15 protein-coding genes are annotated in these 12791 nt (G+C 69.9%); 7 read left to right on the top strand and 8 right to left on the bottom strand.

Annotated elements, in window-relative coordinates; translation table 11 throughout:
- Nucleotides 1–70: 70 nt before the first annotated feature.
- A complete protein-coding gene (locus JOE43_RS13340) occupies nt 71–781 on the bottom strand; it encodes a 4'-phosphopantetheinyl transferase superfamily protein (RefSeq protein WP_209518363.1) in 711 nt (236 codons plus the stop codon).
- Nucleotides 782–961: 180 nt separating this feature from the next.
- Between JOE43_RS13340 and JOE43_RS13335 the strand changes: the two genes are divergently transcribed.
- The 3 genes from JOE43_RS13335 (at nt 962) to JOE43_RS13325 (ending at nt 3369) form a co-directional block, all read left to right on the top strand.
- Nucleotides 962–1531, top strand: coding sequence for a recombinase family protein (locus JOE43_RS13335; protein WP_209518361.1), 570 nt, complete (start codon nt 962–964; stop codon nt 1529–1531).
- Nucleotides 1532–1574: 43 nt separating this feature from the next.
- Entirely contained in the window at nt 1575–2408 is an 834-nt protein-coding gene (locus tag JOE43_RS13330) for a CPBP family intramembrane glutamic endopeptidase (protein ID WP_209518359.1), read from the top strand.
- Between the two features lie 463 nt (nt 2409–2871).
- Entirely contained in the window at nt 2872–3369 is a 498-nt protein-coding gene (locus JOE43_RS13325) for a helix-turn-helix transcriptional regulator (RefSeq protein WP_056059200.1), read from the top strand.
- 57 nt (nt 3370–3426) lie between these two features.
- On the opposite strand, the gene JOE43_RS13320 is transcribed toward JOE43_RS13325, so the two are convergent.
- A complete protein-coding gene (locus tag JOE43_RS13320) occupies nt 3427–4371 on the bottom strand; it encodes an SDR family NAD(P)-dependent oxidoreductase (protein WP_209518356.1) in 945 nt (314 codons plus the stop codon).
- The gene (locus JOE43_RS13315; protein WP_209518354.1) at nt 4368–5165 is read right to left on the bottom strand and encodes an SDR family NAD(P)-dependent oxidoreductase; all 798 of its coding nucleotides are present in this window, start codon (nt 5163–5165) and stop codon (nt 4368–4370) included. Before JOE43_RS13315 ends, JOE43_RS13320 begins: the two co-directional genes overlap by 4 nt.
- 55 nt (nt 5166–5220) lie before the next feature.
- Between JOE43_RS13315 and JOE43_RS16235 the strand changes: the two genes are divergently transcribed.
- On the top strand, nt 5221–5826 hold the full coding sequence (locus JOE43_RS16235; protein ID WP_209518353.1) for a TetR/AcrR family transcriptional regulator: 606 nt from the start codon (nt 5221–5223) through the stop codon (nt 5824–5826).
- Between the two features lie 315 nt (nt 5827–6141).
- Nucleotides 6142–6807 carry an SDR family oxidoreductase gene (locus tag JOE43_RS13305; RefSeq protein ID WP_209518351.1) on the top strand — a complete coding sequence of 222 codons (666 nt, stop codon included), beginning with the start codon at nt 6142–6144 and terminating at the stop codon, nt 6805–6807.
- A 106-nt stretch (nt 6808–6913) separates the two neighbouring features.
- Here the strand turns inward: JOE43_RS13305 and JOE43_RS13300 are convergent, their stop codons facing one another.
- Together JOE43_RS13300 and JOE43_RS13295 are read right to left on the bottom strand one after the other, a co-directional pair.
- Nucleotides 6914–7669 carry a tetratricopeptide repeat protein gene (locus JOE43_RS13300; protein WP_209518348.1) on the bottom strand — a complete coding sequence of 252 codons (756 nt, stop codon included), beginning with the start codon at nt 7667–7669 and terminating at the stop codon, nt 6914–6916.
- 797 nt (nt 7670–8466) lie between these two features.
- Nucleotides 8467–9153 carry a hypothetical protein gene (locus JOE43_RS13295; protein ID WP_209518347.1) on the bottom strand — a complete coding sequence of 229 codons (687 nt, stop codon included), beginning with the start codon at nt 9151–9153 and terminating at the stop codon, nt 8467–8469.
- 165 nt (nt 9154–9318) lie between these two features.
- Between JOE43_RS13295 and JOE43_RS13290 the strand changes: the two genes are divergently transcribed.
- The gene (locus JOE43_RS13290; RefSeq protein WP_209518345.1) at nt 9319–10119 is read left to right on the top strand and encodes a nucleotidyltransferase domain-containing protein; all 801 of its coding nucleotides are present in this window, start codon (nt 9319–9321) and stop codon (nt 10117–10119) included.
- A gap of 9 nt (nt 10120–10128) precedes the next feature.
- On the opposite strand, the gene JOE43_RS15990 is transcribed toward JOE43_RS13290, so the two are convergent.
- Nucleotides 10129–10617 (bottom strand): VanZ family protein, encoded by a 489-nt coding sequence (locus JOE43_RS15990; protein WP_209518343.1) that lies wholly within the window; start codon nt 10615–10617, stop codon nt 10129–10131.
- 170 nt (nt 10618–10787) lie between these two features.
- On the opposite strand from JOE43_RS15990, the gene JOE43_RS13280 reads away from it, so the two are divergent.
- Nucleotides 10788–11072, top strand: a complete 285-nt coding sequence (locus JOE43_RS13280; RefSeq protein ID WP_209518341.1) for a hypothetical protein — start codon at nt 10788–10790, stop codon at nt 11070–11072.
- A gap of 594 nt (nt 11073–11666) precedes the next feature.
- On the opposite strand, the gene JOE43_RS13275 is transcribed toward JOE43_RS13280, so the two are convergent.
- The gene (locus tag JOE43_RS13275; protein WP_209518339.1) at nt 11667–12011 is read right to left on the bottom strand and encodes a hypothetical protein; all 345 of its coding nucleotides are present in this window, start codon (nt 12009–12011) and stop codon (nt 11667–11669) included.
- Nucleotides 12008–12751, bottom strand: a complete 744-nt coding sequence (locus JOE43_RS13270; protein ID WP_209518336.1) for a hypothetical protein — start codon at nt 12749–12751, stop codon at nt 12008–12010. The genes JOE43_RS13275 and JOE43_RS13270 overlap by 4 nt, the downstream gene beginning before the upstream one ends.
- Nucleotides 12752–12791 lie beyond the last annotated feature (40 nt).

The raw sequence follows: 12791 nt of genomic DNA, 5'->3' as shown, positions 1-12791 counted from the left end.
GCGGGTCGGGCGCGCGGCGGGCGCGCGGGGGAGGCCTCGGCGTCGAGGGTCTCGCAGGGTCGGTCGGAACCTAGGTCGACGCGGTGACCGGCAGGTGAACGCCGAGCGACGAGCCGTGCAGGGCGGGGCCGGCGAGGGCCGCGAGGAGGCGCGGGTCGGCCCCGGTGCCGGGGGCCGTGCCGGCGGCTGCGGCGAGGTCGAGGTCGAGCCCCTCGACCTCGCCGGACCACCGCGCCCGTGCCGGGTCGCCCACGTCGACCGCGGCGGGGTCTCGGGTCAGGCCCTCCCCGGTGGACTTGAGCACCGCCTCCGCCCGGACCCAGCGGTGCAGGTCGTCGTGCGGGGTGGCCGTGGGGCCGGTCGTCACCTGTTCGACGTCGACGCCGACGGGGAGGCCCCGGCGCAGCGCCAGCAGGGCGGTGTCGCCGGAGCGGCTGAGGCTGACGTGCAGGTCGTCGCCGTCGACGACGACGGGGCGCCCGTGCGGCCCGCCGCAGCGCCGGCAGGGCTCGCGGCGCCAGGCGACGTCGGCCGGATGTCGGTCGAGCGCGAGGCCCACGAGGAGGCGCGTGGCGACGTGCGAGAGCAGCCAGCGGTGCCGGTCGGTCGCGTCGAGCAGCCGGGCCGCCCGGGCCCGCTCGTCGGCGTCGAGCCACGCGGCCGCGGACGAGCCGGCGGGCAGCGTCAGCCCGTGCGCCCGGGCGAGCCCCGCCGCCGTGTCGTCGAGGCGCAGCAGCCAGACGTCGACGCCGTCGTGGGCGGCGGGGACGGAGGGGGGCACGTCGTCATGATCGCAGGCTGGCGGGGCGTGCCGGGGTGTGCGGTGAGGGGTCGTTCATCGGGACACCTCGGCGGACCTGCTTCGGCCGGCCGAGGTCAAGTGGCGCCTAGCCTGCGAATTCGCGTATGCCTGTCCCGCAAAAATGCCCGGTGATGGGGGTCTAAACGCTACAGTCATCAGGTGCTCATCGGATACGCCCGCGTCTCGACCTCGGGTCAAGATCTCGCAGCACAACGTGATGGTCTCGCAGCACTGGGTGTTGACGATCAACACGTGCATGTCGACCACGGCCTCTCGGGGACGACTCGAGCACGGCCGGGCCTCCGCGAGGCCCTAGCCGCGTGCCGTTCCGGCGACGTCTTGGTCGTCACCAAGCCCGACCGCCTCGCCCGCTCGCTGCGCGATGCGACCGACATCGCGGACGAGCTGACGAAGAAGGGCGTTGCTCTGAACCTCGGGGGAGCGGTCTACGACCCCACCGACCCCGTTGGCCGGCTGTTGTTCAACGTTCTCGGAATGGTGGCCGAGTTCGAGGCCGACCTGATCCGGGCCCGCACCCGGGAGGGCATGGCGATCGCCAAGGCCGCCGGCAAGCTCCGCGGTCGCACGCCGAAGCTCACCCCGTCGCAGGAGAAGCACCTGGTGCAGCTGCACCGCACCGGCGCCCACACCACCAGCGAGATCGCCGAGCTCTTCGGCGTGGCCCGCTCGACCGTCTATCGCGCCATCCAACGGAGGGAGCAGGCGTGATCACCGTCGGCTCGCACCTCGTGTTCAAGGCAGTGGATCGCTGATGATGCTCGCTGATCTGCGTTCGAGCTGGAAGGCGTTCTGGGCTCGAGGGGGTCTCTTGCCGTCGGTGCTGGCGGGAGGCGTCTACTTCGCGTTCCTCGCTGCATGCGTCGCGATCGCCCGGTCGTTGACGTCGACATGGTCGGTGACGGCCGCTAACGCGATGCTCGTCGGTTCAGTCCTGCCCCTGGCTGCCGGTGCTGCCGTTCTGGTCATCTTCGCGAGGTCGGCCGGCCTTGCTGGAGCCCTGTTCCGAGGGCAGCCTCTCCGCGGACGGAGATGGATGTGGGGCGTGGTCGTGGTCGTGGCGGGGTTCAACGTTCTGCACCTCTTGAGCGTCGACTACGCGGCGATCGGGACGGACGTCCTGTCTGTGTGGGTGCTCACCTGTGTTCTCGTCGGCTTCGCGGAGGAGGTGCTCTGCCGTGGCCTCATCGTCGATCTCCTCAGGCGCGCGAGCTACCCGGAGGGTGCAGTGGCGGCGCTCTCGGCGGGGATCTTCGCGCTGCTGCACGCAGGCAATCTCGTCGTCGGTCAAGCGCCCCTTGCGACCGGGCTCCAGATCGTGTTGGCGTTCGGGACGGGGATCTGCTTCTACCTGGCGCTCCAAGTCACCGGCAACGTGATCTGGCCGATCCTCCTGCACACAACGTTCGACCTCGGGGTGTTCCTCCAAGCGTCGTGGCCAGCCAGCAGCCCCGTCTCGGCTGTGGCAGATGCGGGGAACATCTCGATCATCGTGGTCGGCATCGTTGCCTTCTTCTTCATCCGCGGCCAGGCAGCAGGCCCTGCGTCCCTACCGGCAGCTAGCCCGAGGGCAGTTGATTCCGTGTGACACCGAGCGGAATCCGCCTCGACAACGGGGGCGATAGCCATCAGGAGGCCGCGACAACGCGGGCGGTTTCTTGGCGCTCGCCCTCTGGCGAGAGAGCGTAGAAGCATGGATACCGACGGCGGTCGAAGCTCGAAGAGATCCGTAGCGTTGTTCTTCTTGTTGCCGCGTCACTCGTGGTTATCGCGGCAGTGACATTGCTGGTGGTTGATCGCTCCCACACCGGCATGTACTCCACGCTGGGCGGCGCGCTCATCACGATCTACCTCGATGCCCGGATCCTCAAGCGCGATCCGGACGCCCGATAGGCGATAGCCGATCGCTGATAGACCCAATCTGAGACCGCTGGCTGCGGCTGCGGCCTTGATGGGGCCGGGTGCCCCGAGGTGCTCTGTCGCGAAGGTGTCGGGTGCCTGTCGGGTCGGTGTCGTGGACCTCGGCGCCGGTCGTTCTTAGTGTGAGGTTCATGAACGAGACACGGATCGTCGATCTCCGGACCCAGATGGGTTGGACCCAGGAACGCCTCGCAGACGAGAGCGGCGTGACCGTCCGTACCGTCCAGAGGCTCGAGGCGGGCAACGACGGGAGCCTCGACACGTTGTCGCGGGTGGCGAAGGCGTTCGGTGTTCCGGTCCGCGAGCTTTTCGTCACCGTCGCTTCGGACGACTACGGCCGCTCGGTCACCGCCCTCGATGACCGGACGAGTCGCCAGCAGGAACGGCGGGGCCGTGTCGAGGAGGGCTTCCGAGCCCTGTACTACGGGGTGGGCGTGCTCTTCACGATCGCCGTGGTCGTCGCAGTCGCCGCTGACGTCGTGCCGAATGTCGCGATCTTCTCGATTCCCGCCTACTGGGTCGCCGGGTGGCTGCTGTCGATGTTCCTGTTCCTCGTCGTCCTCAGCCCGCGCCTGGACCGCGCCTATCCCCTCTCCCGTGCCACCACGGACGAGGCGACGAGCAGGTAGGCACAGCGTCCCGATAGGGGATCGGCTACCGGGCTGCCATCCATTGGGGCGGATAGATCATCGGGTCAGGGCTTCGGACTCTGACCAGAGGCGCTGAGCCACGTCGGGGTCGAGGGCATGGCGCATGACGCCGTGGGTCCCGTCGATGATGTGGTCCACGACGTCGGCCGGGCCGCAGTCTTCCCAGTACGCCGGGGCGCCGACGCCGAGCTCCGCCCGTGTGGCGACGAACACCGATGTCGCGGCGCCCTGCTCGACCGTCTTGACGCGGTGGGAGTTGCGGCGCTTCATCTCGGCCAGCACAGCGGGGTCCCAGTGGCGTTGCAGTCCGGTCCAGATGCCCCCGGGCATCACGGCAGCGGCCGTGATGCCCTCGCCGTGCCATCTGTGCGTGGCCTCGATGCCGAACAGCACGTTCGCGGTCTTCGATTGCCCGTACGCGATCCCGGCGTCGTAGGGCGTCCGACGGAAGTCGAGGTCATCGAAGCGAATTCCGCTCCCACCGTGGCCGCTCGATGACAGGGAGATGACGCGTGCTCCCTGAGCCTTGGCCAGCGGCTGGTGGAGGCCGTTGGCCAGGGCGAAGTGCCCGAGGTGGTTGACGCCGAAGTGCCACTCCTGACCCTCGGGTGTACGTCGTTCCGGGACGTGCATGACGCCGGCGTTGGCGAGCAGCAGGTGCAGGGGTCCCGACCACTCGGCGGTCAGTCGACGTACGGAGTTGAGGTCGGCGAGATCGAGCTCCGTCACCCGGAGGGTCGCGGCCGGGTCCCGGGCCCTGATCTCCTCGGCCGTCCTCTCGCCGGCGTCGACGTTGCGGACCGCCAGGACCACCGTCGCGCCGGCCCGGGCGAGAGCCCGTGCCGTCTCGACGCCGATCCCTGAGCTGGCACCCGTGACCAGGGCAGTCTGGCCGTGCAGGTCTACGCCCTCGACCACATCCAGGGCGGTCGAGGACGCACCGAACCGTCGGGCGTCCTCGAGTGTCCGGTCGGCGTTCATCCGAGTCGGACCGCAGCGATCCCGCCGTCGACGTCGACGGTGCTGCCGTGCACGAACGCCGCCTCGTCCGAGACGAGCCAGCGGACCGCGAAGGCGATGTCGACCGGTCGGACCGGTCGGCCCGCGACGGTGCCCGCCGTCATCGCGGACAGGACGTCGGCGCTCTCCGCGTTGCCGGGCGTGCTCGTCGCGCCGGGCGACACGGTCGTGACTCGCACGCCGGAGGGTCCGAACTCGGCCGACCAGGTGCGGGTCATCTGCTCGAGGGCGGCCTTCGAGGCGGTGTAGGCGGCGCCGAAGGGGACTCCGACACGAGCCATCCACGAGCCGATGTTGACGATCGAGCCGCCTCCGCGCTCGACCATCGCGGGGGCGAGTGCTCCAACGAGCACGTGGGGCGCGCGGACATTGACCGCGAGGACGGCGTCGAGGTCAGCGTCGGCGAGGTCGGCGGTAGGGCCAACGGGGTAGATGCCGGCGTTGTTGACGACGACATCGACGTGGCCGCCGAGCGCGTCCTCAGCTGCCGCGGCGATGCGGCGCACCTCTGACGCGGTCCCGCCGAGGTCGCCGACCACGGCGTGGGCGTGACCGCCGGCCGCGGTGATGCTGCGCACGACGGCTTCGGCGCGTCCGGCGTCGCGCCCGTTAACGACGACCTCGGCGCCGGAGGCGGCGAGGACGCGGACGATGGCCTCGCCGATGCCGCTGGTCGAGCCGGTGACGAGAACGGTCTTGCCCGCCAGGCGGGTGTCCACGGCGAGGGTCTGGAGTTCTTCTTCATTGGACTTCATGGTCCATTCTTAGCACAGGAATGGACCGTGCGGTCCAGGCGAGTAAGATCGCAGGGTGGACGAGACGAAGCTCACCGAGCGCGGCAGGGCGACCCGGCAACGGATCATCGAGGCGACGGGCGAGCAGATCCTCGCGTCGGGCATCGGAGGAACGACCCTCGACACCGTCCGGGCGGCGACGCTGACCAGCAAGAGCCAGCTGTTCCACTACTTTCCTGGCGGCAAGGCGGAGCTCGTGCGTGAGGTCGCCGTGTGGGAGGGCGCCCAGCTGCTCGAGGCTCAGCAGCCGCACATCGACGACCTCGGCTCGTGGAAGTCGTGGAGCGCCTGGCGGGAGGCCCTCGTCGATTACTACCTGGGCCTCGGCCGGTGGGCCTGCCCGATCGGCTCGCTCGCGACACAGTCGGCCATGACTGATCCCGAGCTCGAACGGGTCATCGCTGAGAGCATGGGTGCGTGGCGCGACCTGCTCGCCGCGGGCGTGCGCAAGATGCAGGCGTCGGGCGACGTCGACCCTGCTGCCGACCCGGACCGCATCGCGATGGTGATCCTCACGGCGGTGCAGGGCGGACTCGTGATGAGCCAGCCGCTGCGTTCGGCGTGGCCGCTCGAGGCGGCGCTGGACTCGGCGCTCGACCCGTTGCACCGCGCCCGCGTCTGAACTCCGGCTCGACCGTTCGTGCGGGGGCCGCATCGTGCGGCCTGCTCGTCGCGGGGCTGCGCCTGGCGTGTTGTCACACGACGTTGCACCTCTTGTCTGACTAGCGGAGCTGGAGCGTCCCGCCAGAGGATCGGTCACCGAGACCGGTTTCGGACTGACCGATCGAGACCACCGGCGCCCCGTAGCTGCGGGAGAGTGGCTGGCCTCCGCCGTTGGCCGGGGACCGATCATCTGTCGGACACGCCCGCGAGTGTCGAGGGTGCTACCCAGATTGGCCTCGGCTCGACGAATCGACCGCTGCCCTAGGGTCGGGTCATGCCTCTTGCTCTCGTCACCGGAGCCGCGCGTTCGAACAGCATCGCCGCGGGCATCGTCCCTCGGCTCGAAGCCGATGGGTGGGAGGTCGTCACCAGCGACCTCGACACGGGTGATTACCCCTGCGACCTCTCGAGCCCGACCGCCCCGACCGCTCTGATCGAGCAGGTCACGAGCGAGCGCGGAACGATCCGCGGGCTCGTTCTCAGCCATGCGCACGGCGTCGAGTCCGGCGTGCTGGACACCACCGCGGAGGCCTTCGACCAGCACGTCGCGGTCAACGCCCGCGCATCGCTCCTCCTGATCGCCGCGTTCGCCCGTCACGTCGACACCGACGGTGGAGCTGTCGTCGCGTTCACGAGCGACCACACCACCGGCAACCTGGCCTACGGCGCCTCCAAGGGCGCTCTCGACCGCATCGTCATCTCTGCCGCCCGCGAGCTCGGCCCGAAGGGCATCTCCGCGAACGTCGTGAACCCAGGACCGATCGACACGGGATGGATGGATGACGAAACACGGGACGCGATGACGACGTCCAACCCATCGGGACGGTCAGGGACACCCCGTGACATCGCCGGCATCACCGCGTTCCTGCTGTCGGACGAAGGACGCTGGATCAGCGGGCAGCTCCTGCGTGCCGACGGCGGTTTCTCCGCGCAGTTCTGAGTGGTGGCCACACCCTAGGGGCGTCTCTTCAGCCGATCGTTCACCGAGATCACCTTCGGACTGACCTACGGAGACAGCCGGGGCCCCCGGAGCTGCGGGGGAGCGGCTAGCCTCCGCCGTCAGGCGAGGCTCGGAGCTGCTCCAGGTGGTCCTCGGCGTGGGCATCGCCGGCGGCGACGCCGATCAGGAAAGCTGCCTCTGCGCCTGGGCGATCGCCGAAGTGATCCATCAACAGGTTGCCCAAGCGCACCGAGGCCCGCGGGGAGTAGGCGATGTGTTCTTCGAGCAGATCACGCGCCTCCTCGAAGTCGCCCCGTTCCACGAGGATGGCCGCGAGCGCCGGGGCGGCGTCCTGGTAGGCCCACAACCCACGTTCGAGCCGCTCGATGGTCTTCGTGTTCCGTTTCCCGGTCATCTCAGCCCATGTGCCGAGGACGCCGGCTGCGCGCCGATCGAGGTAGCTCTCCTCGCGTGACATCGTCCGGAACACCTGCCGGGCGGCGTGCGTGTCACCCCTCTCGTGCAGAGACCACGCGAGTTCGTGGCCGGCACCTTCATCGCCGGCTTCCCAGCCGTCCCTGAAGGCGACCTCCGCTTCGTCGTTGCGGCGGAGCGTCTGGAGGACGAGTCCGAGGTTCAGCGCTGCGTCGACCACCCCCATGGCCCAGGCTCGACCGAGGTGGTCTGCGGCGCTCTCGAGCTGGCCCTGTTGCGTGAGGAGGTTCCCGAGGTTGAACTGGGCGTCGGCGTTCCCCTCCGCTGCGGCGGTTCGGAGATACTTCTCGGCAGTAGCGAGGTCGCCCGCGTCCATGGCGTCGTTGCCGAGATCGATGAAGTCCAGCACGTAGGCGCCTGTGATCACGTGGACATCTCCTCTACTTGCGTGCAGTCTCGACGTCGCCGCCGTGCTCCCATCATTCCGTCTCCGCCGATGCGTGCACGTCTCGGATCTCGGTCATGATGGCGGATGGTCCTCTGCGGTGACCCTGTCGCCCTCGCGATGGGACTCCGGGCTGATGTGTCGGTGGGGCAGCGGCGGGATGATCAGGTGTGCATCCACGTGTGACTCCTGCTCGCCCTGAGCCCGGGCGCTGCTGGCTCCAGGGCATCGTCGGTTCGGGTGTCTTGATGGTCATGGCGACGGTGGCTCTCTTCGCGGTCTGTGGCGTGTGCCTTGCAGTGCTGGCCTGGACTCTCGTGCCTCCCCACGGGGGAGTGCCCTGGCTCCAGGACCCGGGTGATCCTGGGACCGTCGGGGAGAGAGGGGAAGCGGACGTCCTGGCTGGCCGGATCATCTCCGCGACGGTCGACACCCTTCAGGACCTCTCCGTCATCCGGTGGATCGCACTGGGTTGTTGTCTCCTCGTCTGGGCATCGTTCGCTGCCGTCGATGTCCTCAGCTCGAGAGGTGAACGGGGGTGGTGGTGGCGCGCTCTCGCGGGGGCAGGTGCTCTCGCTCTGCTCGGATCCGTCGTCGCGACCGTGCACGCCTCGATGATCGTCACGATCACAGCCTCAGGTGTCGTCACCGTCGCCTCGGCATGTCTGCCGGGTGCTCTCCGAGCGCTGACCCACTCGAGCCGAGGGCGCGCGCCGTCGCCGTGAGCGCGGATGCGCATCGCGTCTCGACCGACGGTCGCCCTTCCTGCCGTCAGGTCGTCAGGCGCTGCGTCGGTTGACGGTGTCGCCGTCCCAGGAGAGGTCAGAGTCCTCGTCGACGACGAAGGCCTCGAAGCGGCCGTCGGTGAGGATCGCGTCGACGAGCGCCCGGCTGCCGGCGACGATCGTGGAGTCCCAGTCGATCTCGCTGGCGAGCACCCAGGCGTGGTCCTCCGGCCAGAGCAGCTGGGGTGACTCGTCGGTCCGGAAGTCGATGTCGAGGCCCCAGCCTGGCTCGGCGAGCTCCGTGGTGCTGGTCCGGGCGAGCACGTAGTCGTATCGATCGATCGTCGCAGAGCGACCGACGAGGTCCTGGCCGCTGCCGCCGACCCAGTACGCCGCGAGGGCGTCGTCGGGTGTCGTGGTCGCGTCGCCGAGCAGCGGTGCGAGGGCAGCGAGCACCTGCGGGTCGAGGTGCCCGACGTCGCTCGTTCCTCCGCGTGGCTCCTCGTGGTCGAGGAGTCGCTCCCACTGCACGAGGGGGTGCATGACCTTCCCCGCGGTGGCCGCGACGTCGGCCCAGCGGCGGTGCTCCCAGGCGCCGCTAGCGGTGGGGCGCGGGTGGAGGATGCGCGCGTAGGCCTCGAAGTCGTACCCGGCGATCGAGCCGACCCGTGCCCAGCCGCCCTGCCGGTACATCCGTCGCCCCAGCCAGGACGCGCGTTCCACATCGTCGGTGATCTCCATGATCGTGACCCTGTCATGCCGGGGAGGCCGTGACGAGGAGGAAGAGGAGGTTTGCACTGAGTCGCTGCGAGGGAAGAGGGGCACAGTCGTCCCGCTGAAGGATCGACGACGGGACTCACCCGGTGTCTCGTCTCGGCGCATCGAGTGGCTGGGTAGGGTCTGGACATGCGCGCAGTCCCGGAGGGCCTCGATCCGTCGGTCGTGACACAGATCGTCAGTCGTCTGGCGGGCGTCGCGGCTGACCACGACGTGCGTGTGCCCTGGGCGATCGAGAGCGGCAGCCGAGCGTGGGGTTTCCCGTCGCCGGACAGCGACTACGACTGCCGCTTCATCTACGTGCGTGCGCCGGAGGCCTACCTGTCGCTGTGGCCGGGGCGCGACGTCATCGAGACTCCCCTCGACAGCGTCCTCGACGTGAACGGGTGGGACCTCGCCAAGGCCGTTCGCCTCCTCGTCAAGGGCAACGCCGTCGTGATCGAGTGGCTGCGCTCGCCCATCGTCTACACGGGCGACGAGTCCTTCCGGGACGAGCTCCTCGCCCTCGCCGACGACGTCGTCGAGCGAGCAGCCGTCGGGCGGCACTACCTCCACGTCGCTCACAAGCAGCAGGCGGGCAAGCCCACCCTCAAGCGCTTCTTCTACGTCCTCCGGACGACGACTGCCTTGCGGTGGCTGCACGTCCACCCGAACGAGACCGTTCCCCCGATGGACCTGCCGACGCTGCTCGCCGAGGCCGAGGTGGCGAACGACGTCCGTCTCGCGGCTGACACGCTGATCGCCACGAAGGCTCGGACACGGGAGATGGGCACGCAGGCTCCGCCACCGCAGCTCGCGCGGTTCGTCGAGGTGGAGCTGCAGCGTGCCGGCCACTTCGAGACGGATCCCGCCGTGAAGCACCCCGATGAGGTCCGAGCCACGACCGACGCCTACTTCCTGCGGGCCATCGCCTCGAGCTCCGCCCGCTAGACGATCGGCCTACGGTGCTGCTGTGACTCGACGGTCGAGGCTCAGCGCGGCGAGGGCGATGAGTCCGCCGACGACAGCGCCGATGGTGTTCGTGATCCAGTCGCCGGTGTCGCAGGCGCGTCCTATGGCCGGGACGATCCCCTGGACGAGCTCGATGAGTGCTGACGTGGCAGTGCCGCCCATGACGGCCAGGACGGGGCGCCGGACGAGCAGGCCCGCGAGCAGGACCGGGGGGATGAACAGCAGCACGTTCGCCACCGTCTCGGCGGCTCGGAGCCCGAAGTAGGGAAGCCCGACGGTGCAGGTCACGTCTCGATCGGCCCCGCCCTCCGGGTAGAGGGTCAGGCCGGCGAGGATCACGAGGGAGGCGATGAAGAGAGCCCGGAGCAGTCGCGGCCGCGGCACGAGCGCGGCCGCGATGAACGGGCCGGTCAGGACTGCGAGGAGCAGGACGGCGGCGGGGAGCCACGACACCTGCACCAGGAGAGTTGAGAGCACTGCCTCACCGTAGTGACCCAGGAGCTGCACGATGGGGGCTCGTTGCTCCGGTCCTGGATGTCCCTCGTCTCGTAGCCACGTCGCAGGCTCTGGGCGCCGAGCTTCAGGAATCGCTCGGTCGAGACGCGCTGACGACGGGCGAGGCCCGCCGGCACCGTTACCGTTACCCCATGACCGATCGATCGCTCATGGACCGATGGACGCTCGTCCTCTGCGGCCTGGGCGTCGTGGCCCTCGTCGTCTGCGTGGTCAGCACGGTCAGTGCCGGTGCGCTCGCCCCGGTCTTCTTCTGGTCCGTGCCGGAGGGCACGGAGATCGTCACGACGAAGGAGCAGTACGAGTCGGTGCTCGTCACCCAGCTGGTCGGCAGGATCGCCGCAGCGGGCACCGTCGTCCTGGGCCTCGGCGCTCTCGTCCTGGTCCTGGTGAGTCGTCGAGCTGGTCGCGCTCGCTGATCGTCGGTCGGGCGAGCGTCCGGAGGCGACGGTGGGCGGACGGCAGGAGGATCTCTCGTGGTCCTCTAGTGCCCGCGACGTGCTGCTCAGGGCTGATGTGCCTCCTGACCAGCGGCGAGATGATCGGACGTGCCCTCCCGTCTGCCCCCTCGTCACCCGTCTCGTGAGGGTCGCTACTGGCTGCAGTGCGTCGTCGGGCTGGGCGCGTTGTCCGTCACCGCGGCTATGGCCCTCTCGGCGCTCGTCGGTGTGTGCCTGACGGGGCTGGCGGTGACCCTCCTGCCGCCCGGAGGGTCGGCGCCCTGGTTCCAGGACCCTGGTGATCCCGGCGGTGTCGTTCCCCCGCGAGGAGCAGATCTCCTCGCCGTCCGGATCGTCTCCGAGATGGCCGGAGCGATCCAGGGCAGGCCCGGCCTCGTGGTGATCGCGGTCGGGTGGTGCATCGCCGTCTGGGCGTCCTCGGCGGTCGTCGACGTCCTCGTCGCGAGAGCGGAACGCGGGTGGTGGTGGCGTGCCCTCGTGGGCACAGCTGCCTCCGTCGCGCTCGGAAGCGTGGGCGCGGTGGTGGTGCACGCGTCGACACCGGGCTCGGTCTCAGCTGCCGGAGGGGCTCTCGTCGCGGCGGCGTGCGCGCCGAGTGTCCTCCGTCGGCTGTCGCGAGGTGGGTCTCGAGTCCCGCCCGTCACCCGCGGCTGAGCCCAGTTCGACCACGATCTCGGTGACCGCGGCGACGAGGGCCCCGGCCAGGGCGTTGCCGCAGAGGATGATGCCCACGCCCGTGTCGCCGTGGATGAGCGTCGCGACGCCTGCGGCGAGCAGGACGACGGAGGCCGCGAGCAGCCCCCCGAGTCGTCTCCAGGTGCGCGCCCGTGGAGCGACACAGAGCGCCACGACGGACACGACGGGCCACACGCCGAGCAGCAGCCAGAACGCCGTCACGCGGTCGCCTCGCCGCCCGGGCCGTTGATGGTGTCCCCGTCCCAGGAGAGGTCGTCGTCGGGGCCGACGTCGAACGCCTCGAAGCGGCCGTCGAGGACGATGCTGTCGACGAGGGCCCGAGCGCCGGCGACGATCGTCGAGTCGCAGTCGATCTCGGTCGCCAGGACCCAGGCGTGGTCGTCGGGCCACAGCAGCTGGAGGGACGGAGACCTGACGGGGGAGAACCACCCGACTTCGAGGGAGAACCCCCAGTCGGGGTCGGCGAGCTCGTCGAGGGTCGTGCTGGTCAGGACGTACTCGCGTCCCGGCATGACCAGCTGTCTCCGGCTGGTGAGCTCGATCCCTCCGTGCCCGGTCCAGAAGCCGGCGACGACGTCGTCCGGCGTGCTCGTCGCACGGGCGAGGAGGGGGACGAGCGCCGCGAGGACGACGGGGTCCAGGGAACCGAGGGACGTCCCCGGTGCGTTCGGGTCCTGGTCGTCGAGGAGGCGGCCCCACTGGACGAGGGAGTGCATGGTCCGCCCGGAGGCGGCTGCGACGTCGGACCAGCGCCGAGCCGTCCAGTCGTCGGACGGCGGCACGCCCCACGCCCGACGGTCGTCGACGTGCCCGCTCTCCCGCGGGTGCAGGATCCGGACGTAGGCGTCGGCACCGTGCCCCGCGACGGAGCCCACGCTCGTCCGGCCGTGCACTCGTCCGGCGAGCCAGTCGCCACGCTCCACGTCATCGATCACGTCCACGGGAGCAGCGTGGCACGGCTCACCGGCGTCCTGCACCACC

Source organism: Frigoribacterium sp. PvP121 (assembly GCF_017833115.1).
In the GTDB taxonomy this organism is placed as follows: domain Bacteria; phylum Actinomycetota; class Actinomycetes; order Actinomycetales; family Microbacteriaceae; genus Frigoribacterium; species Frigoribacterium endophyticum.
Note: the sequence above shows the minus strand (reverse complement) of the source record. Positions and strands in the feature narration are given on the sequence as shown.

Bases quoted from the DNA above. Each gene is read 5' to 3' on its own strand.
- JOE43_RS13295 (WP_209518347.1), bottom strand. From the start codon at position 9,153: ATGGAGATCACCGACGATGTGGAACGCGCGTCCTGGCTGGGGCGACGG.
- JOE43_RS13320 (WP_209518356.1), bottom strand. From the start codon at position 4,371: ATGAACGCCGACCGGACACTCGAGGACGCCCGACGGTTCGGTGCGTCC.
- JOE43_RS13290 (WP_209518345.1), top strand. From the start codon at position 9,319: ATGCGCGCAGTCCCGGAGGGCCTCGATCCGTCGGTCGTGACACAGATC.
- JOE43_RS13280 (WP_209518341.1), top strand. From the start codon at position 10,788: ATGACCGATCGATCGCTCATGGACCGATGGACGCTCGTCCTCTGCGGC.
- JOE43_RS13315 (WP_209518354.1), bottom strand. From the start codon at position 5,165: ATGAAGTCCAATGAAGAAGAACTCCAGACCCTCGCCGTGGACACCCGC.
- JOE43_RS13325 (WP_056059200.1), top strand. From the start codon at position 2,872: ATGAACGAGACACGGATCGTCGATCTCCGGACCCAGATGGGTTGGACC.
- JOE43_RS13330 (WP_209518359.1), top strand. From the start codon at position 1,575: ATGATGCTCGCTGATCTGCGTTCGAGCTGGAAGGCGTTCTGGGCTCGA.
- JOE43_RS13305 (WP_209518351.1), top strand. From the start codon at position 6,142: ATGCCTCTTGCTCTCGTCACCGGAGCCGCGCGTTCGAACAGCATCGCC.